18 protein-coding genes and 1 tRNA gene are annotated in these 21,180 nt (G+C 42.7%); 6 read left to right on the top strand and 13 right to left on the bottom strand.

Annotated elements, in window-relative coordinates; genetic code table 11:
• Positions 1-4: 4 nt before the first annotated feature.
• Both N7U62_RS20445 and N7U62_RS20440 read right to left on the bottom strand, forming a co-directional pair.
• Positions 5-1,849, bottom strand: a complete 1,845-nt coding sequence (locus tag N7U62_RS20445) for a toxin-antitoxin system YwqK family antitoxin (RefSeq protein ID WP_264139965.1) — start codon at positions 1,847-1,849, stop codon at positions 5-7.
• Positions 1,850-2,818 carry a tryptophan 2,3-dioxygenase family protein gene (locus tag N7U62_RS20440; protein ID WP_264139964.1) on the bottom strand — a complete coding sequence of 323 codons (969 nt, stop codon included), beginning with the start codon at positions 2,816-2,818 and terminating at the stop codon, positions 1,850-1,852.
• A gap of 89 nt (positions 2,819-2,907) precedes the next feature.
• Here N7U62_RS20440 and N7U62_RS20435 point away from each other — a divergent pair, with 89 nt between their 5' ends.
• A complete protein-coding gene (locus tag N7U62_RS20435; RefSeq protein WP_264139963.1) occupies positions 2,908-4,083 on the top strand; it encodes an acyl-CoA dehydrogenase family protein in 1,176 nt (391 codons plus the stop codon).
• Here the strand turns inward: N7U62_RS20435 and N7U62_RS20430 are convergent.
• The gene (locus N7U62_RS20430) at positions 4,076-4,465 is read right to left on the bottom strand and encodes a hypothetical protein (protein WP_264139961.1); all 390 of its coding nucleotides are present in this window, start codon (positions 4,463-4,465) and stop codon (positions 4,076-4,078) included. The genes N7U62_RS20435 and N7U62_RS20430 overlap by 8 nt on opposite strands.
• A 91-nt stretch (positions 4,466-4,556) precedes the next feature.
• On the opposite strand from N7U62_RS20430, the gene N7U62_RS20425 reads away from it, so the two are divergent.
• Positions 4,557-5,189, top strand: coding sequence for a hypothetical protein (locus tag N7U62_RS20425; RefSeq protein ID WP_264139960.1), 633 nt, complete (start codon positions 4,557-4,559; stop codon positions 5,187-5,189).
• 892 nt (positions 5,190-6,081) lie between these two features.
• On the opposite strand, the gene N7U62_RS20420 is transcribed toward N7U62_RS20425, so the two are convergent.
• From N7U62_RS20420 to N7U62_RS20390, 7 genes are all read right to left on the bottom strand, one after another.
• Positions 6,082-6,366, bottom strand: a complete 285-nt coding sequence (locus tag N7U62_RS20420; protein ID WP_264139959.1) for a type II toxin-antitoxin system RelE/ParE family toxin — start codon at positions 6,364-6,366, stop codon at positions 6,082-6,084.
• Positions 6,354-6,533 (bottom strand): hypothetical protein, encoded by a 180-nt coding sequence (locus N7U62_RS20415; RefSeq protein ID WP_264139958.1) that lies wholly within the window; start codon positions 6,531-6,533, stop codon positions 6,354-6,356. The genes N7U62_RS20420 and N7U62_RS20415 overlap by 13 nt, the downstream gene beginning before the upstream one ends.
• Before the next feature lie 127 nt (positions 6,534-6,660).
• Positions 6,661-7,569, bottom strand: a complete 909-nt coding sequence (locus N7U62_RS20410) for a sugar phosphate isomerase/epimerase family protein (RefSeq protein ID WP_264139957.1) — start codon at positions 7,567-7,569, stop codon at positions 6,661-6,663.
• Positions 7,570-7,721: 152 nt separating this feature from the next.
• Positions 7,722-8,990: an adenylosuccinate synthase gene (locus N7U62_RS20405; protein ID WP_264139956.1), complete on the bottom strand. Its 1,269-nt coding sequence runs from the start codon at positions 8,988-8,990 to the stop codon at positions 7,722-7,724.
• Between the two features lie 6 nt (positions 8,991-8,996).
• Positions 8,997-9,338, bottom strand: a complete 342-nt coding sequence (locus N7U62_RS20400) for an STAS domain-containing protein (RefSeq protein WP_264139955.1) — start codon at positions 9,336-9,338, stop codon at positions 8,997-8,999.
• A 12-nt stretch (positions 9,339-9,350) separates the two neighbouring features.
• Positions 9,351-9,827, bottom strand: a complete 477-nt coding sequence (locus tag N7U62_RS20395; RefSeq protein ID WP_264139954.1) for a Fur family transcriptional regulator — start codon at positions 9,825-9,827, stop codon at positions 9,351-9,353.
• 59 nt (positions 9,828-9,886) lie between these two features.
• A complete protein-coding gene (locus tag N7U62_RS20390) occupies positions 9,887-12,115 on the bottom strand; it encodes a RelA/SpoT family protein (protein ID WP_264139952.1) in 2,229 nt (742 codons plus the stop codon).
• A 157-nt stretch (positions 12,116-12,272) separates the two neighbouring features.
• Here N7U62_RS20390 and N7U62_RS20385 point away from each other — a divergent pair.
• The 4 genes from N7U62_RS20385 to clpX all read left to right on the top strand — a co-directional run bounded on the left by N7U62_RS20385 (position 12,273) and on the right by clpX (position 15,764).
• Positions 12,273-12,354: transfer RNA gene (locus N7U62_RS20385), tRNA-Leu, on the top strand.
• 70 nt (positions 12,355-12,424) lie between these two features.
• Positions 12,425-13,738 (top strand): trigger factor, encoded by a 1,314-nt coding sequence (tig, locus tag N7U62_RS20380; protein WP_264139950.1) that lies wholly within the window; start codon positions 12,425-12,427, stop codon positions 13,736-13,738.
• A gap of 87 nt (positions 13,739-13,825) precedes the next feature.
• On the top strand, positions 13,826-14,503 hold the full coding sequence (locus tag N7U62_RS20375) for a ClpP family protease (RefSeq protein ID WP_264140453.1): 678 nt from the start codon (positions 13,826-13,828) through the stop codon (positions 14,501-14,503).
• A gap of 28 nt (positions 14,504-14,531) precedes the next feature.
• Positions 14,532-15,764, top strand: a complete 1,233-nt coding sequence (gene clpX / locus N7U62_RS20370) for an ATP-dependent Clp protease ATP-binding subunit ClpX (RefSeq protein WP_264139949.1) — start codon at positions 14,532-14,534, stop codon at positions 15,762-15,764.
• A 36-nt stretch (positions 15,765-15,800) separates the two neighbouring features.
• Here clpX and N7U62_RS20365 read toward each other — a convergent pair whose 3' ends face one another.
• Genes N7U62_RS20365 through N7U62_RS20355 form a run of 3 tightly spaced genes read right to left on the bottom strand, consistent with a single transcriptional unit; the run spans position 15,801 to position 21,065 of the window.
• Positions 15,801-16,520: a hypothetical protein gene (locus N7U62_RS20365; RefSeq protein ID WP_264139948.1), complete on the bottom strand. Its 720-nt coding sequence runs from the start codon at positions 16,518-16,520 to the stop codon at positions 15,801-15,803.
• 4 nt (positions 16,521-16,524) lie between these two features.
• Positions 16,525-17,970 (bottom strand): RagB/SusD family nutrient uptake outer membrane protein, encoded by a 1,446-nt coding sequence (locus N7U62_RS20360; protein WP_264139946.1) that lies wholly within the window; start codon positions 17,968-17,970, stop codon positions 16,525-16,527.
• An 11-nt stretch (positions 17,971-17,981) separates the two neighbouring features.
• Entirely contained in the window at positions 17,982-21,065 is a 3,084-nt protein-coding gene (locus tag N7U62_RS20355; protein WP_264139941.1) for a SusC/RagA family TonB-linked outer membrane protein, read from the bottom strand.
• Between the last annotated feature and the right edge of the window lie 115 nt (positions 21,066-21,180).

The raw sequence follows: 21,180 nt of genomic DNA, 5'->3' as shown, positions 1-21,180 counted from the left end.
GTGATTATCTTACTGGGCCGTTGGTTTGATATTTTTTGAATCCGAGATAGCCTATGTTCACGCCAAAAAACACTGGCACGTTGATTCCCTCTCCCGGAACACTTTTAAATGAACTGTCGAAATTTCGATCGCTGTAGTCTCTGGACTTGTTTCGGTATCCCAATCCAAAACCGATATAGGCATCAACGGTAAAGCCCGCATTACCCGGATTCTTCATCCAGCGATCTCCTACGATCACGCCATAATAATAGTTCTGCTCGCCCATACTTACAGTCTGGAAGTTGCCAGAGCCTTCGTTGATTTTCACGCTATGCTTGTCAAAATTGGCCCCTATCAAATGACCAAAGTACAGCATGCCATATTTCTGATCTTTGCTATAAAACTTCTGTTTGAACTTAAGTCGGTGTCCCTGTGTGAAAACATCATCAGTACCCACACCCTCCAGGGAAGAGAAAAACGGATCACGTCTATAACTATACATCAGCTCATAGCCCAGTCGCTCCTGCAGATAATACTCCACTGATAGCGGCGCATGACCAGCAAAAAGCATCAGTGGATTGGTGGCAAATATCACACCTTTGTATTCGTTGACCACTGGAGTGAAATTCCTGGATTTCTTTCTTTTGAATTTGTATTCGGGCTTTTCATATTCTTCTTGATTGCTGCCATCATTGAGCCGCTCTTCGGTCAGGAAGACGGGATTGTCATCCTGATATACAGGATGATATTTACCTGCTATCTCTCCATTTTTCTTGTAGAGCGTCCATTCCCCAACTCGACGACCTCCGGCGATCTTTCCTGACATCTTGATGCTGCCATCCAGATAGTAGCCAGTATATTGGCCCATCCCCTGCTCAAAATCTGCCTCTCCTTCGATGTGCCCTTCTTCATCAAAGTAGGTCCAGTGCCCATCATTCAATCCATTCAAAAAATGCCCGTTCACTTTGAGCTTGCCACTGACGTAGTACTCATTGTACTCGCCCGTCCCTTCGTCAAACTCACCGATACCCTTCATCTCACCTGTCTCGTAAAACATCTTCCAGTAGCCATCTTTCTGACTGTTCTTTTGGAGACCTTCCGCACTCTTCGCACCATTCTCGTGATAGTAAATCCAGTTACCAATCGTCTGGCCTTCTTCATAACCGCCCTGGGCTGAGATTTCACCATTCTTGTAGAAATATTTCCAAGGTCCGGTCTTCAGGCCTTTTTTGTAATAACCCTCCGCCATTCGTTCGCCCGATTCGAAATAGTAAGTCCACAAGCTATCACTTTTGCCATTGCGGTTGAGCCCCTCCATCTTGAGACTCCCAGAGAGGTAAAACTCCTTGTAATCTCCTTTACCGTTTTTAAAGATGGCTTGTGCCTTGAGACTGCCCTCCTCGTAATAAAACTTCCAAAGCCCATCGCGTATGCCATCGAGGTAGGTTCCTTCGCTCTTCAGACCGCCATCCTCAAAATAAAAAGTCCATTCGCCTGCTCGCTGATTGTCCTCCAGGATTCCTTCCGATCGCTTGTTTCCATTCTCGAAGTAGTAAGTCCATATACCCACCGATCGACCTCTGAAGAAGGACCCCGTGTTTCGGATGTTCCCATTTTCGAAATAGTAAACCCAATCTCCTGTCGCGCGATTGTACTGGTACTCGCCTTCTGATTTGACCTTTCCAGAGAGATAGTAAGAGCGATAGGGACCATTGAGCAGATTTTCGATGGTGTCGTTGACATAGAAAACCTCCTTCAGCACCTGCTGGTCCTGATCGTAGTAGGTTCTGACCTCCACGCCCTGCGCCCATATACTCCCGATGAAAAGGAAATAGGCGATCCATGTTCCAAACGCTCTTTTTCTACTCACTTATTTTTTCAAATTAAAAACCGTCTCTTCGACCCAGCTCTTGCCCCAGTCTTCGATCTCCTTTTTAGACCAAAGCTCTGGATAAAAGATAACTTTTTGAAATCTAGGAGGCAAATACTGCTGCCAGTTGGTACCGCCTGTCGCGGCTATGATATCCGGATCCTTCTGCAAGTAGCGAACGGCCGACTTATAATGCGCCAATCGCCAGTTGACATTGGCCAGCAAATCCAGATGCCTCAGCTGCTCCACGATCTCTGCATTCGCCTCGCCACCTTCATAGCTACTCTTATATTTGGACCAAATATTGTCCGCTGCATAGCGCTGCGCGTGTCTCACAAATTCGTCCGCATACTTCTCTTCAAATTGCCTCAGCGTCAGTGTCTTTTTGCCAGTCGCTAGCTCAGTAGCCCCTTTCTTCCAGTACAGATGCGGGTATAGGCTTTCGATATCCTGCCCTTCCAGCTCAGCTCGCACGCTTCGCTCTGTCAGGTTGATCATCGGAGTGGAAGAAAACTCGATCAATCTCAATTGCCCGGACTGAAAACCACTGGCCGGCAGCAAGGACATCCTGAACTGCAAGAACTGGTTTTGGTCCATCCCGTCGATCATCACATCAAAGGAATCCACCAAATGCAGCAAGTATCGGTTTACCCTTTTCAATCGAGTCAGAAACAGGGCCGCATCCTTAGGATCCTCAAAAGCCAATTGCTCGATCTCGTTCAGGATCAGCTTGAAGTATAGCTCTGTGATCTGATGATAGATGATGAAAATTTTCTCATCAGGAAAATGCGTTTTGGGATTCTGAAGACTGAGCAAAGTGTCCAGATGAATATAATCCCAGTAAGTCAGGTAGTCCGAATGCAAAAGTCCATCGAGATAGGAGGACAAATCCTGCCCCATCGCCTCATACTTTTGCTCGAGTTTCTTGACTTGCTCTAAAATTTTTGGATCGATATCCTTCATTATCATTTTGGGTTGTTAATTGTCGTTGAGGGTGTAAATTTGATACAATTAATCGACATAGCGGCTGAAAAGCCTTAACAACATAAGACCCGAACATGAAAGACACATTTGAATCTCCAGATTTTTACGCACTCGACGACCTGCTGACCGAGGAGCACCTTTTGATCCGTCAGAGTATGCGTGATTTTGTCAAAAAAGAAATCAGTCCCTACATCGAAGATTGGGCCGAGCGCAATCATTTTCCAGAAGAGATTGTGGGCAAATTCGGAGAGGTCGGCGCTTTCGGCCCTCAGCTACCTGCCGAGTACGGCGGTGGCGGCCTGGACTATATCTCCTATGGCCTGATCATGCAGGAGATCGAAAGAGGGGATTCGGGCATGCGATCAACTGCATCCGTACAGGGGTCTCTGGTGATGTATCCTATTTTCAAGTTTGGCTCAGAGGAGCAAAAGAAGAAATACCTACCCAAACTGGGCTCAGGCGAAATGCTGGGCTGCTTCGGTCTGACAGAACCTGACCATGGCTCTAACCCGAGCGGCATGGTCACCCACTTCAAAGATGCCGGCGACCACTACCTGCTCAATGGTGCCAAGATGTGGATCTCCAACTCACCCAAGGCTGACATAGCGGTCGTCTGGGCCAAAAACGAGGAAGGAAGAATCCACGGGTTGATCGTAGAGCGTGGCATGGAAGGCTTCAGCACGCCAGAGACACATGGCAAATGGTCGCTGAGAGCCAGCTGTACAGGAGAGCTCGTGTTCGACAATGTGAAAGTGCCCAAAGAAAATCTACTGCCTGGCAAATCAGGCCTGGGAGCACCGATGATGTGCCTGGATTCGGCCCGCTACGGGATCGCCTGGGGCGCCATCGGAGCAGCGATGGATTGCTACGACTCTGCGAGACGCTATGCAATGGAGCGCCAACAGTTCGACAAGCCCATCGCGTCCTTCCAACTGATTCAGAAAAAACTGGCAGAAATGCTCACCGAAATCACTAAGGCCCAGTTGCTCAACTGGAAGCTAGGAAAGATGATGGATGAGGGCAAAGCCAGTACGGCACAGATCTCCATGGCCAAAAGGAATTCGGTCGCTACTGCGCTGGATATCGCTCGAGAAGCCAGGCAGATCCACGGAGGCATGGGCATCACTGGCGAGTACCCCATGATGCGCCACATGATGAACCTGGAATCGGTCGTCACCTACGAGGGTACTCACGACATTCACCTGCTGATCCTCGGACATGAGATCACAGGGATATCGGCTATTAAATAGCAGCCTTGTCAGTACCATTGGCAATGTTGTCTGTATGACCCACAGAGTTGTCAGTGGCATTCACAATGTTGTCTGTGTTACCTTCTAAGCCGTCTGTATCATCCACTAAGTAGTCAGTATCACCTACTAAGTAGTCTGTGGCATTGACAAAGTCGTCGGTACCACCTTCTAAGTGGTCTGTGGTATTCACTAAGTTGTCGGTGTTACTGGCTGAGTTGTCGGTATCACCCGCTAGGTCGTCTGTGGCATTCGCTAGGTTGTCTGTATCATCGACAGAGTCATCGGTAAGATTGGCAAGGTTGTCAGTATCATTCGCTAGGTTGTCTTTGCTATTGGCTGAGTGCGCGGTAGGGGTGACGGGGTTGGCGGGGGTAGTTTCCATAAACTCAGAATTTTCTCATAGAAGTCCCCACGCAAGATGCCTAACAAAATGCTATATTCCTTTCTTAACTTTTAGTCAAACACAATACTTTATGGACATAGATTTTATTAAAGCTTGGGAACTTTGGTTTCAAGGAGTTGGGCTAACAAATTATAGACTATTTGGTGTGTCAATCTTCTGGCTAGGACGAATTGGTAAAATTATTCAGTTCTTAGGAGGATTAATGGTGATTTTTGAAATTATTGGATTTACTAGACTCTCTAAGTTTAGTGCTAACCTTAAGGAATTAATAAATTTTCGAAACATTCGTCAAATAGCGTTTTTCGGTCTTGAAAACACAAGAAAGTGGTATCAAAAAACTACGAGTAAAAAACTCACCAAAGAGGAAAAGGATGTACTTAAAATTGATTCTTCATATACATTGATGCTAATTATTGCAGCTCTTATTTCTGCCTTGTATTGCTCAGTAAAGCTTGCTGAATATATGAATTGGTTCTGGGCCATTTTTTTGGGGAGTTTTGCCTTTTCCTTCTCAGGCTTAATAATTCCAGTTATTATCTCGCTTTTTGCTCTGTTGTTTTATTGTATTTCTTACGCTCTAAACTTTTTTCTAATAAGTCCAATTGTTTGGGTTTTAGATAAAAAGAGTCTTAATTCAATTGTAAAGGTGATTGCATTGATGTCGGTAATTGTGGGAACAATTTTTGATCTTTTGGCATCTTAAAATGTACTGATGAAAATAACATTAGTAGGTATTTTAATTTCATAGATCAGTTTAGTGCTCTATAAACTGTTGCCCTAAAATAAGGGATAAATGTGACTTGGGGAGTTTGGAGGGCAATGGTTTATGGACTCACTGTTGAACTATGCCTGTGTAGGGTGCTATGGTTGTCCCTTATTTCATTACTAGTCCAATACACTTTATAAGCACTCAACGAGTCAGTGAAATTGAGGGTTGACTCAATTGGTAATTACTGATTTAAGTTGGATTATAGAATCTTTTAATACACCCAACCATAAATAGAAACATTAAGCAGCTCAAAGCTGAAATAAACATATGCAATTGATTGATCGGGAATAATAGAATAAAATCATAATCCTTTATGGTTGCAGAGTAACTGGAGACACAAAAAGGAAATAAAAAGAGCCTTATTTTTATCCATATATCCTGTTTCTTACCTTTTTGAGTGGTAGATAAAATAAGTGCAAATCCAATGATACAAGATATACCCAGGGAACTAGTCCATAAACTGGGAGAAGGTTCAAAATAAATGGTAATAATCACTACATACCAAATCAAATAACACCACAGAATCAGCTTTTGACCTTTGATATCTTTGAAGTATTGTAAAACATTAACTAACATCTATTTTGTTATAGTTGGCAACCGTTTGAACAATAAGCACTACAAATACTATTTTAATGCATTATGAAAACAGTTGCCATTATTTCTTTATTAATACTTGCTGGGGTAAGCAGTCTGATGAGCTGCCAGGAATGACCAAACTAATTCATCTAATCGAAAGAAGCCAATTGGGTTTAATTGAGTTGCAATCGATCCTGGTACCATATATTCGAGGAGCTGAACTAATCGAAGACGAGACCATGGCATAGCCTCAAAGTTTCAGGGGTCTAGAACTATGATGGACTGTAAGGATAAAGATGTCAACATTCCCAACCTCATAAATAATCCGGTAATTTCCTTCAATGAGTTCTCTCAAGTTTTCCTTCTCTGTCTCTGGAACTTTTCTTCCCATTTTTGGATACATAGAAAGGACTTCAACTTTGTTATAAAGCTTGTTAACTGTTAATTCAGCATACTTTGGAGAATCAACTTCAATATATTCTCCAATTTCGCTCAAATCAGTAAGAGCATTACTGGACCAAATTACTTCAGCCACTTACTCAGTTTGGTTTTTGCTTCTTCATGCGAAAAAGTTCTTCCAGCCTCAACATCTTTGCGTCCTTTTTCAATTTTATCAAGAATCACCAACCTTTCAATGAATTCCTCAAGTTCGAAATCCTGCGGCATATCTTTCAAGGAGTCTATTGCTGTTTGCTTGTTCATAAATTAAAGATACTGAATTGGATGATAAATGTGGACATAGGCGGAGGATGACTACTAGTTTTGTAAAGGCATAGAAATCTGGAATTAACCATTAACTAATAACCAAATAACTAATAACTATTACCCCCTACGGCTTCCAATACTTCTCTATCAGGGCCTTGGTCTTTTTGATGCCTTCATACTCGGAGACTCCATCCCCTTCGAACTCTACTCCCACCCAGCCATCGAAATCGCTGGCATTGATGATGTCAAACATCTTCTTGTAGTCTGTCTGAATCGCCTCTCCATTTTCATCAAACTCAAAGGTCTTAGCACTGATGCCATAGCTGTAGGGTAGCAGATCCTTCACACCTTGATAGCGGTCATATTCGGCAAAGTTGCCAAAATCAGGTAAGGCGCCCACATTCGGATGGTTCGTTTCTTTCAGGGCATTGGATAGATATTTACCATTGCTGGAGAAGGAATTGAAGTTCCAACTACCATCAGGCATACTGATGCCGTGATTCTCTATGATCACCATCAGCCCGCGCTTTTTTGCCTCATCACCTAGCTCAGTCATGGACTTGACCAAAGCTGCTGTGACCGCTTCTACAGATCCAAAACCATTGCCATTGACGCGTACCGATTCACAGCCTAAAAATGCAGCAGCATCCAGCCATCTCATGTGGTTCTGAACGGCTTGCTTGCGAGCGGTTTCTGTCGTATCGCCCAAGTTACCCATGTGATCAATCATGATCATGGTACTTTTGACTCCATATCGATCACAGCTGTCTATGAGTTGCTGCAGATAGCCTTTGTCAGTCGTATCATCGGGGAATAGCTGCGAAACATATTCCACTGCATAGATGCCAAACTCCTGCGCTGCAACCCTCGGGAAATCCAAATTGCTCATCTGTCCCCCACGAATCGCCCGATTGAGTGACCATTCGGCCAGGGATATTTTCAATTCCTTCTTTTCCTCCATGTTTTCTGTTTTTGATGGCTGACAGCCTGCCAGGACGAGTACCAACAAGAGCACACTAAAATAGTTTTTCATAGTAATTGTCATTTCTGAGGTACCAAAACTACAACTCCAGCCCTTAAACACTGAGGGCAATTTGCACAAAGAAACTAGGGTACTGAACCATTTGGACACAAAAAAACCCTGAAGGAATCCTCCAGGGTTTAATATTTTCGATTGAAATAATCTTACTTCAACAAAGTTTGATCACGATCTGGACCTACAGACACGATATTGATCGGTAGACCTACAGCCTCCTCGATATACTTCACGTAATCTTTCAATGACTGTGGCAATTCCTCATAAGATTTCACCCCTGTCAAATCCTCAGTCCATCCTTTTACCGTTTCGTATACTGGCTCGAAATCTGCATCTGCCAAATCGTATGGCAAATGATCCGTCAGACTACCATCCTTGGCTTTGTAGTGCGTACACACTTTGATTTCTTCAAAACCTGAAAGCACATCGGCCTTCATCATATACAGACGAGTAGCGCCATTGACCATGATCGCGTATTTCAATGCTGGCAAATCCAACCATCCGCATCTGCGTGGACGACCAGTCGTCGCGCCAAACTCTCCGCCGTTTTTTCTCAAAGTCTCACCGGTTTCGTCGTGCAGCTCAGTCGGGAATGGACCACTACCCACACGTGTACAGTAGGCTTTGAATACCCCGAAGATCTCTCCGATCTTGTTGACTGCTACACCCAGACCTGTACAAGCGGCCGCAGTAGTAGTGTTAGAGCTCGTCACAAATGGGTAACTACCAAAATCGATATCCAGCAATGATCCCTGAGCACCTTCTGCCAAAATATTGTCTCCAGCATCCAGGTGTCCATTGAGCACATACTCACTGTCGATCAAATCGAAAGTCTTCAAGAACTCCACTCCCTTCAAGAAAGCTTCTTCCAGTTCGGTCAGATCAAATTCGAAATCATAATGACTCAGAATATCCAAATGTCTCTTTTTGGATTTCTCATACTTCTCCATGAAATCAGCTCCAAGCGTATCTCCCGCTCTCAGGCCATTTCTGGAAATCTTATCTTCGTAAGTCGGTCCGATTCCTTTCAAGGTAGAACCAATCTTGCTATCTCCTTTGGCATTCTCATAGGCAGCATCCAGGATTCTATGTGTCGGCAGAATCAGTTGCGCCTTCTTCGAGATCTTCAATTTCGAAGAATCATAGTTCTCGAATTTCTCAAGAGCCAAAATCTCTTTTTGGAAAATCGCCGGATCCAAAACCACGCCATTACCGATTATGTTGAGGGATCCCTCATGAAATATCCCAGATGGGATTTGGTGCAATACGTGTTTTGTATCTCCAAATTTCAATGTATGACCTGCATTCGGTCCGCCCTGAAAACGGGCAATCACCTTGTATTTAGGTGTTAAATAATCTACAATTTTTCCTTTACCTTCATCTCCCCATTGGAGTCCCAGCAATACATCTACAGCCATGCTTCTTTATTTATTCAGTTCCTCTTTTGCTTGATCCAGATCATCGACTATCGTGAATATGGCATTCAGTTTAGTGATAACCAGTAGTTTCTTTACATGATCAGAAGGGTTAATGAGTACGACCTCACCACTTTTATTTCTAAACTTGGTCAAAATCGTGATCAATACGCCAATGCCGCTACTGTTGATATAGCGAACCTCGGAGATATCCACGGCGCATTTGGTTATGTTGTTGCTTAGGGTATCGTTGACGTGCTCTATGATCTCTGGGCCATTTTCTTCCCCGATCAGATCACCTTCGAATCGAATGATCGTCAGATCATTGTCCTGCTTGAAATTAAATTTCATTGCTTTCGTAAATTAATTTTGCTTCTTGTCTTTTTTGCTTTTAGCGAAAAAGTAGAGCGAGTGATGGGTGATATCTATATCAAACATCTCCTCTAAAGTCCTCTTGATATTTTGGATTCTAGGATCACAAAATTCAAGCACTTCTCCGCTTCCTTCCATCAAGATGTGGTCGTGTTGTTTGAAGCCATATGATTTTTCGTACTGAGCCAGATTCTGACCAAACTGATGCTTGGTGACTAAATCACACTCAACCAACAGGTCTAGCGAATTGTAAACCGTCGCTCTACTGACCCGGTAGTTTTTGTTCTTCATACTGATATACAAGGTCTCCACATCGAAGTGTCCCGACTTGCTGTATATCTCCTCCAATATGGCGTAGCGCTCAGGAGTTTTCCTTAGCGATTTGTTCTCTAAAAAGCGGGTAAAGATGTTTTTTACCTCCTCGAAGATCTTAGATGTCGCCTCTGTATGTCCTTGTGTTTGGTTCAAATTTTAATCTATCAATGATTTTTTGACTTCCAGCGTGCAAATATAGTTTTTTATAGGTATTAATCTTCAAATAAATCAAAGCGGTGCACACGTTCTACTCCGTCGATAGCGGAAAGCTTATGAATCATCGTTTCCAGATGCTGTGTATCATCTACATAAACCTTGATACTCCCTTCAAAAATGCCATTGTCAGTATCGATACTCATGGATCTCATATTGACTTTCAGATCATTAGAAATAATCTGGGTAATGTCATTGATCATACCCATTCGGTCTGTCCCGATCACCTTGATACCCGCCAGGAAGGCAATCTCCTGCTGAGAAGTCCACTTCGCCTTGATGATACGGTAACCATAGTTAGACATCAGTTCGGTGGCATTCGGGCAGCTTGTTCTATGGATCTTGATTCCTTCGCTCACAGTCACAAATCCAAAAACGTCATCCCCGGGTATAGGTTTGCAGCAATTGGCGAATTTGTAATCCACCATATTCATATTGTCGCCCAGTATCAAAGGGTTATCATTAACCTCCTTGGCTTTTTTAGTGGCCTTGAGTACTTCCTCGTTAAGTACAGGTCGCTTTCTGTGGTGATGCTTTTTCTCCTCTTTGATCTCGCTGATCTTCTTGATCTCCTTAGGATCAATTTTACCTTTGCCGACATCATAAAAGAAGTCCAGTGGGGATTCTGCCCCGAAGTAAGCGATCATTCGATTGATCGTGTCATTGTTCAATTCTAGCTTGATCTGCTTCAGCTTGCGAAGCACAATCTCTTTACCCTCTGAGGCCGCCTTTTTCTTTTCTTCCTTCAGGTAATCCTTGATACCAGATATGGCCTTTGAGGTGACAACATATTTGAGCCAGCCCTCGTTGGGTTTTTGTTTGGACGAAGTAAGTATTTCTACCTGGTCACCATTTTTGATCAGCGTATTTAGAGATACCAGTTTCTTGTTGATCTTGGCGCCAATACAGCTGCCACCCACTTCGGTATGGATATCAAATGCAAAGTCCAAAGCGCAAGCGCCATTGGGCAGCGTGATCAATTTCCCCTTAGGGGTAAAGGCATAAACCTCCTCCTGAAAAAGATTGGAACGAAAATCATCGACAAACTCTATGGCGGAAATGTCATTTTGTTCCAGAGATTCCCTCACCTTGGAAATCCACATGTCGAGAGAAGATTCAGAATCTTTGGCTGAACCATCTTTGTACTTCCAATGCGCCGCATATCCTTTCTCAGCAATATCGTCCATTCGCCGAGTCCTGATTTGCACTTCCACCCACTGTCCTCTGTTGGTCATCACAGTGGTATGGAGCGACTCGTATCCATTAGCCTTCGGGATACTGATCCAGTCTCTGAGGCGGTCCGGGTTTGGCGTATAAAAATCGGTCACTATGGAATATATATGCCAGCAGGCCGCCTTTTCATTCTCCTCCTCTACATCTACAATGATCCTGATCGCAAACAAATCATACACCTCTTCAAAAGGAATGTTTTGTTTCTTCATTTTATTGGCGATGGAGAAAATAGATTTGGGTCGGCCTTTTATTTCTACTTTGTAGCCCTGATCCGAAATCGTCTTTTGCATCGGACGGATAAAACTCCGGATGAATCGATTCCGTGCTTCCTTGGTATCATTGATCTTTTTAGCCAGATAGTTATAGTCATCTGGGTCGCGGTACTTCATTGACAGGTCCTCCAGCTCTGTCTTGATCGCATACAGTCCCAGCCTGTGCGCCAGCGGGGCATATAGATAAAAAGTCTCAGAAGCGATCTTGAGCTGCTTGTGTCGCTGCATGCTCTGCAGTGTACGCATATTATGAAGTCGATCTGCCAACTTGATCAAGATCACTCGGGTATCTTTAGAAAGAGTGAGAAGCATTTTACGAAAGTTCTCCGCCTGCTCAGACATGCTTTCCCCCGGTACACCACTGATCTTAGTTAGACCATCGATGATCCGCATGACCTTGTTTCCAAACTCTTTTTCTACATCGGTGAGCGTCCAGTCGGTATCCTCTACTACATCGTGCAGCAAGGCAGATACGATAGATGTGGTACCCAGTCCGATTTCGGCCACACATATATAGGCCACTTCGATAGGGTGATAAATGTAAGGCTCGCCAGTTTTCCTGCGCATATTCTTATGCGCTTCAGCGGCAGTATAAAAGGCTTTTCTGATGATTTTGGCATCATCGTCCTTCAAAAAAGGTTTGGCCCGTCTGAGCAACCGCCTGTACCTCCTCAGTATTTCCTTTTTCTCTTCTTCTACATCTACGAGCAGTGTCTCTCCCATTGATTAATGTTGGCTAAAAGCGATACAAAAACTCTTCATACAAAGATGACCATAAGGGCTGAAGAATCAATCAAGATTCTTCTTGAAATATTTTTGAGATTGATATTGACTAATTCGTTTTTAATACTACCTTTGCACTTCCAAATTTTTCGATCACGCGGATGTGGCGAAATTGGTAGACGCACTAGACTTAGGATCTAGCGCCGCGAGGCATGGGGGTTCGAGTCCCTCCATCCGCACAAACAAACACCCTCTACCTGTAATCAGGCTAGAGGGTTTTTTAATTTTGTACATAAAACAAGCATAGTTTTGGACATTCAACTAGATCAAATCTCAAAGACAGAAGCCCTAATTAAAATTAATTTAAAGGAGGCTGATTATCAACCTAAAGTTGAGGAAAAGATCAAAGAGTACAGCAAGAAGGCCAACATCAAAGGTTTTAGACAAGGAAAAGTACCGAAAGGAGTTATCCAAAAAATGTACGGAAAGTCTATCCTGGTCGACGAAATCAACCACATGGTTTCTCACAAAGTGATGGATTACATCAAAGAAAATGAAATCGAGCTACTCGGCGAGCCACTTCCTAATCAAGAAAAAGTAGAAGGACTGGACTGGGACAACGGATCAGAATTTGATTTCGAGTACAGTATCGGTATGGCACCAGAGTTCGAGGTGAAGGTGGATAGCAAGGTAAAGGTGGACACCTTTTCTATCAAAGTAGATGATGCTTTGATCAACGAAACGCTAGACAACCTGAAGAAACAATTCGGCGAAATGACTAATCCTGAGCAATCAGCTGAGGGAGATTCGCTTTATGGCTTCATTCAAGTAGAAGGTCAAGAAGAGCCAGCAGGCACTACACTTGATTTGACGAATGTTGAGAAAAAGAGCTTGAAGAAATTCTTAGAGCAGAAGAGCGGTGACGTGGTGGAATTTGATGTAGAAAAAACCATCAAAGATGAAGCAGCTCGTGCTCAGTTCTTAGGAGAGAACAAAGATTTGACTGGAAAGATCAAATTTGAGATCAAAAACATCAACAGAACTATCCCTGCTGAATTGAACCAGGAATTGTTCGACAAAGTATTCGGTAAAGACGCAGTTAAAACTGAAGAGGAATTCATCGAGAAAGTAAGAACTGCGATCTCAGAAAACTACAACAGAGAAACTGACGGATACACTCAGTTGAAAATCAGAGACAAATTCATCGAAGATACTAAAATCGAATTGCCAGACGAATTCCTTAAGAGATGGTTGAAACTATCTAATCAGGAAATTACTGACGAGCAAATCGAGCAAGAATATCCGCTTTACACTAACGATCTGAAATGGTCGATGATCAAAAGTAAGATCGCAAAGGCTAATGAAATCAACGTAGAGCAGGAAGAAGTAGTGGAAGCAGCTAAGAACATGATTCGTCAGCAATTCGGATCTATGGGAATGTCGGAGCAGATGGAAGCCAACATTGATACTTTCGCAATGAACTATCTACAGGCTGAAGAAGGCAAGAACTACAGACAACTGCAAGAAAACGTGTTTAACGACAAGATTATCTCTTTCCTAAAAGACAAAGTGACCATTAAGTCAAAAGAAGTCACTGCTGAGGAATACAAGGAAAAAGCATAAACTTTTAAAGTCTAAGATCGTCTATTGGAAAAGTCCTTTGATATAAGGGCTTTTTTTGTTTTTTTGTAACCGTATCTAAAACATGAAATCATGGACAAAAAAGAGTTTAGAGATTTTGCCGTAAAAGGCCAAAATATAAATGGCAATACCTTTGATCAGTACACTGGGTTTGTAGAAAATATGACCCGATCAGTGATCGAAGAAAGGCCGACAAGATTTGCCGAAATCGATGTTTTCTCCCGTTTGATTATGGATAGAATCATCTTCCTGGGAACTGGAGTGGACGACAACATTGCCAATATTATCACAGCTCAATTGCTGTTTTTGGAATCAGTAGATTCTCAAAAAGACATTCTTCTGTATGTCAATAGCCCAGGAGGATCTGTATATGCAGGCCTTGGCATCTATGACACGATGAATTATGTCAACCCAGACATCAACACCATCTGTACAGGCCTGGCGGCTTCTATGGGGGCTGTATTGTTGGCTGGAGGCGCAGCTGGTAAGCGTGCCGCTCTGCCACATGCCCGAATCATGATTCACCAACCTATGTCGGGTATGCAAGGGCAGGCTTCAGATATGGAAATATCATTGAAGCAAACATTGTCTGTAAAAGAAGATCTTTACAAAATCCTTTCATCACATAGTGGCAAATCTTACGAGCAAATCGAGAAAGATTCTGACAGAGACTATTGGATGAAAGCAGCAGAAGCCAAAAAATATGGCTTGATTGATGAGGTACTTGAAAGAGACACCAGTAAATAATTAGTATATTTAAGGTAAAGAAGAGGAAATGGCACAAGTAACATGTTCGTTTTGCGGGAGAAATAAGAAAGATGTGGATTTGATGATCTCAGGCATCCATGCGCATATCTGCGATAAATGCATCAGTCAAGCCAATCAGATTCTCAGCGAGGAACTGAAAACAAAAAATGACGTTTCCTCTCCTAACTTTAATCTGATCAAGCCTAAAGAGATGAAGGAGCACCTTGACCAATACGTAATTGGGCAGGATGAAGCTAAAAAAGTCATCTCTGTAGCGGTGTACAACCACTACAAACGCTTGATGCAAGAGACCAAAGATGATGATGTGAAGATTGAAAAATCAAACATCGTGATGGTAGGAGAAACCGGAACAGGAAAAACCTATTTGGCCAGATCTTTGGCAAAAATCCTACAGGTTCCATTTTGTATCGCTGATGCGACGGTACTGACCGAAGCGGGTTATGTAGGTGAAGATGTAGAAAGTATCCTGACTCGACTGCTTCAGGCAGCAGACTATGATGTCGAAGCAGCAGAAAGAGGAATCGTCTACATCGATGAATTAGATAAAATTGCCAGAAAATCTGACAACCCATCTATCACCAGAGATGTAAGTGGCGAAGGGGTTCAACAAGCGCTTTTAAAGCTATTGGAAGGGACATCAGTAAATGTACCGCCTCAAGGTGGACGTAAGCACCCTGATCAGAAAATGATCAATGTGAACACTGAAAACATCCTGTTCATCTGTGGTGGGGCCTTTGACGGTATCGCGAGAAATATTGGTTCTAGACTGAATACACGTCCGCTAGGATTTAACTCTGCCTCTAAGGAAGACGAGATGAAGGATGTGAATAAAGAAAACCTATTACAGTACATCACGGCTCAGGATTTGAAATCATTTGGTTTAATTCCAGAATTGATTGGTCGTCTACCAGTTTTAACGCATCTGGATCCATTGGACAAATCAGCGCTCAAGAAGATATTGACAGAGCCTAAGAATGCTTTGGTTAAACAATACACGAAGCTTTTCGATATGGAAGGCATTGAAATTGAGTTCAAGAAAAGTGCACTGGACTACATCGTAGAAAAAGCGCTGGAATACAAGCTGGGAGCCAGAGGGCTAAGATCTATTTGTGAATCGATTGTAAACGACGCAATGTTCGAGATGCCATCTGATGACAAGAGCAAAAAACTGGTCATCAACAAAGCCTACGCTGAAGAGAAATTCGAAAAATCTAAGATTAATAAGTTAAAAGTGGCTTAAGCCACTTTTAACATTAGAAAACATACTGAAGAGGTTCTACTTCTCAGTCAGTTTCTTTGAATAGAATGCGAGAAGATCGATAAAATCTTCCTCTCGATCTATGTCAAAATTCTTGTGTCCCTTTAGATATTCTTTGATGTCTACCTCTTTCCCGAGCACCCTGGCAACTCCCCGAAGAGATCTCTTCAAATCCTTGGGGCCTTCCTTATCTATAAGCACGTACTTTCTTGGGTAATATTTGTAATCATCAAAGTCAGGCCCATAATTATAGGCCGATGACTCTTGCCTCCTTTCTAAAAACTTACTTCTTCTTTCATAGAGCATGAACTGATCCGAAGTATAGAACAACAAATAAAAGCCTGAGCTTAACTTAGTACCTTCTGATAAGTTTAAATATTGAAACTTTAAACCCTCCATTTCAATGCTTTCAACTATCTGAGCATCCAGTACCTGAACATCAAGAGTCTTCGGTTTAAAAAGTACCTGATCCTTTTCTAGGTCCAACAAGATGGGGATACCATCATACACTTTGCCATTATCCAATCGAAGAGTGGCATTTTTCCAGTCACCGAATAAGTAGGGATGCCCTTTAATCCCCTCGTAGGACTGATCAAAGACCATTTGTGTATTAGTAGTAACTGTATTCGTTACTCCTGAAACTGTGTTGTATTTGTCTCTGGCTTCAAAATCAGTTCCTTGAGCCATAGAGGAATGAATGGTAAAAAATGCCAACCCTGAAACGATCAGAGCTGGCATTTTTTTAATATCCCGCGTTTTGAGGGATGTCATAAATCTCAATCTCTCTTTGAGGAATAGGCAACACGAGCTCATTGGCATCATAAGGCAATGAACCCACTGACATTTGCCAACGTTTGATATCATGCAACTTATGACCTTCAAAGGCTAACTCCCGCATTCTTTCTAGTCTGATTTCATCAATGGTAACAGTGGTCAAATCAGTCAATCCAGCACGGTTGCGAATCGCATTAATATCCGCTAATGGAGTAGCACCCACATTGGTTCCTGCTTCAAAGTTTGCCTCCGCACGAGTCAAATACATTTCAGGTAATCGAACAATCTGAATATTTCTTTCACTGTCCTGGTATTTAGCGCATTGGATCTGACCTGAATTTTGTCCACCTACTCCTATGTAGTACATTTCAGTTACCGTACCAGCAGTTGCTTCGTCTGACAGGTCATCCTGTAGGCCACTTCTTAAATCACCAGTCTCATAATTTGTAAAGTGGGTGGCTTGCACTTGTACATCTCCCCGACCGCTACCAAACAACCTTGCATAAAAGGTAGCTAAACCACCATTACTAGTCCCCGAATTACTCAATGCAGTCTGCTGGATGGTAAACACATCTTCGGGTCCATTGGAGACATTATTGAAGGCTTTGATCGGGTCATCTCCTAGTGTATACTCTCCACTTTGAATGACTCTGTCCGCTTCCTGAGCTGCCAAAGCAAATTCACCGCGTTGCAAATACACTCTGGACAGTACCGCCGAAACCGTGTAAGTCGAGATACTCGTCCCATTCTTACCATAGCTCACATCTATGAGACCTTTAGCCTCCAACAGATCGTCCAGCACCTGCTGATAGCCTGCTGCAACGGTAGACCTACCTTGCTCCATTAGAGCATCAGCATCTTCTACTGTGATCGTAGGAGTCAATACCAAAGGAACCCCTGGATCAGAAACCTCAGAACCAGTACCATAAGGTTGGGCCCAAAACCTTAGCAATTCGAAATACATGATACCACGAATCGCCAGCGCCTGACCTTCAATCCAATCACGTTTTTCATCCGTTTCTGCTAAATCCAGGTGAGCCAAAACATTATTCACAGAATTGATCACGTCGTAGGCTCTGATCCAATTGAGAGAAATCGCTGTATTGGTAACTGTGATCTCCTTATCGAAAACTTCACGATAAGCAGTAAAGGAACCACCCCAAACTACTTCATCAGTAGCGGCCAGCATTTCACTAAAAACCATATAATCCCCTCCATACATTTCGCCACCTTCATTGTTGCCGAAGGTGCCTTTCATTCCTGCATATGCCCCGAAAAGCACAGCCTCTAAATTCTCTTCATTTACCCAAACCAGGTCAGAATCCAATACTTGTCTAGGCTCTATATTCAACTTATCATCACACGAAAGAGTAAAGACAAGTACTACCAGTATATATATCTTGATATTTTTCATTTTTCCGATTTTTAAATTCCGATATTAATACCAAATGTGATTGTGCGAGCTTGTGGTGCAGTGTAAAAATCCACACCCTGCAGAATATTAGCAGTAGTAGGCGTTCTACCAGTTCCGCTCCAGGACACTTCAGGATCCCATCCTTCGTAATTCGTAAATGTCAAAAGGTTTTGACCAGACACATAAACTCTTGCACTTCTCAGTCGTGCCTTGCTGATCCAATTTTCTGGAAGGGTGTATCCTAAGGTGACAGTTTTCAACCTCAAATAAGACCCATCGGACAGGTATCTGGAAGAATGATTGTCCCCAATTCCTCCAACTAGCTCTGCCCTTGGCACATCTGTAATATCTCCTGGTTGAATCCACCTATCTAATTGGTCTCTGGTTTGATTATCCACAAAACCAGAAGCATTGTTTGACTGATAAATTCCCGCCTGGTTATAAATTTCATTTCCATAGACGAATTGCAAGAAGAAGCCTAAGTCAATGCCTTTATAGGACAGCTTGTTATCTAGACCCCCAACGAAATCTGGATTTGGAGAACCGATCACCACATCCTCAGCAGCATTGTAGCTGGCAGTGACATATTCATCACCGATGTGATCTACGGTAAACACAGTTCCATTGTCAATTTCTGTTTGCGTAGGCTCCCTATTCACGAAATACAAAGCATCCCCATTATCTGGATTAACACCTGCATATTCTCTAGCTACAAACACACCAATTGACTCACCTAACCGTACCCTATTTCGTCCCGAAATAATATCTGAATCACTATTGAGCTTGGTGATTTCGTTCTTATTGACCGCTATATTGAAACTGGTAGACCAGGTAAACTCACCCACCAAATTTTGAGTGTTCAAAACAAGTTCAAATCCCTTGTTGTTCAGTTCACCAACATTTTCAAAAATCGAATTGTAACCGGATATAGCAGGAATCGGCCTACTTAACAATAAATCCGTAGTGTTTTTGATGTAGTAATCTCCTTCGATAGTAATTCTATCGTTGAATAACCCAAAATCAATCCCAATATTCAGTTGAGCTGTTTTCTCCCATTTCAAATCAGGGTTGGCCAAAGCCCAAGGTCTCAAACCTGAAGTAGTAGTGTAAGGTGCGCCGGCATAGGTTCCCAAATGAGCTCTATTGGCAGAAGGTGCATTGCCAGTTAAACCATAACTCGCTCTCAATTTTAAGAAACTCAACAGGCTATTTCCTGCCAAAAATGATTCCTCAGACACGATCCAACCTGCAGAGGCAGCAGGAAAGAAGCCATAGCGATTATTTTCACCAAACTTAGATGAACCATCCATTCGACCACTAAAACCTACTAGATACCTATTGTTCAGCTTATAGTTAAACCTACCGAAGTAAGAAAGGAATGAAAATCCATCAGCACTTGAATATTGATAGATATTCTCTGCAGCACTCGCTACAGTATTCAAATCATCCGTAGGAAAGCCTGTCGCCTGAAGACTCAACGAATTATCATTTGACTCTTGATAACTTGACCCAACTATTAGATTGATGGCATGCTTATCGCTAAATGTCTTTGCATAATCCAGAGTCCCTGTAGTGGTGTAGTTAATCACTCTTACGGCACGACTATCCACCTGACCTCCAGGCGATCCATCCTGTGTTACACGCCCCTTGTAGACATCTTCTTGCTGATCCAGAATATCCAATCCATATTCTACTCTGGCAGTTAGTCCATCTACAATTTGGTATGATGCATTGATGTTGCCCAAAGTTCTAAATACGGTCGTTGTATTCGTAGAATTATCTCTTTCAGTCAATCCATTATAATAGATCGTATTTGGATTGGCTGTACCGTCATCGAGATAGGCTGCCTGAGTTGGAGCTAAAGCTATGAGCTGAAGTGGAGTAGCGAAAGCATTGTCATTCGAAACTCTATCCAGCTCACTTCTAACTACATTTAGGCCCATTCCCAATTTCAGCTTATCAGTTACCTTCTGATCCAAATTTAACCTTGCACTCGCTCGGGTAAAGTTGTTATCGATCAAGATACCTCTCTGATCATTGTAAGAGACACCTGCATAATACTGTGTTGCATCGTTTCCACCACTCATATTTACGTCTAGTTGACTAAATCCTGCATCATCTGCAAAAGCCTCAGACTGCCAATCGGTATCAGTTTCCATATCACTAGCAAAACCATCAACTAAAACCGCCTCTAGGAACTCCTGAGCATCTGTCACATCCTCAACAGTCGCCGTAACTGGATCAACACCAAGATATCGCAAAGTAGCCTCTGTGTAGATCTCACGATATTCTTCCGCATTCATCCATTCTCTGAGACGAGCAGGTTGGGAAGTACCCACCTGATAGCTTATGTTAATCTGAGGTTTTCCTGATTTACCTCTTTTTGTAGTAATCAGAACGACTCCATTCGAAGCTCTTGATCCGTAAATGGAAGAGGCATAGGCATCTTTGAGTACTTCAATCGATTCGATATCATTGAAATTGATATCAGCCAATGGGTTCGTAGGTTGGTTGTTATTGATCGATTGGTCTTCAGTAGTGATTGGAATACCATCGATTACATAAAGTGGCTGATTGTTACCCGAAATGGAAGAAGTACCACGAACGCGCATCTTGATCCCTTCACCTAACTTGCCACTCGCCTTCTCAATGAATACACCTGAAGTCTTCCCTTGAATCGCAGACTCAAAACTATTAACGGGAATATTCTGAATATCCTCACTAGATACACTGGCAATATTACCTGTCAGGTCTTGTTTCAGCTGAGTACCATAGCCCACGACAACCACTTCTGTCAGCTGTTTAGCATCAGCGGACATTTCCACATCAATAACAGACCTGGCACCTATCTCGGCTTCCTGTGTCATCATACCTATATATGAAAACACCAAGACGCCTCCATCGCCTGGCACAGCAATTCGATAATTACCATCAATATCCGTAGTAACACCACGAGAGGTGCCTTTTAGGATAACATTTACACCAGGGAGTGCTTCTTCTCCATCAGTGACACGACCCGAAATGGTCCTGTCCTGAGCAAAAGCTGAAGAAATCCCAAGCGCAACAAATAATAAACTAAGTAGAATGTTTCTCATATCGCTTAGATTTAAATAGAACAATTGATTTAACAGTCCTATAAAACCTAAGCGATCAAATACCCTTATTCCTTTCCATAGAAAATTTGGACATAAAAAAACCTGCACCAATGGT

Source organism: Reichenbachiella ulvae (genome assembly GCF_025833875.1).
Lineage (GTDB): Bacteria > Bacteroidota > Bacteroidia > Cytophagales > Cyclobacteriaceae > Reichenbachiella > Reichenbachiella ulvae.
Note: the sequence above shows the minus strand (reverse complement) of the source record. Positions and strands in the feature narration are given on the sequence as shown.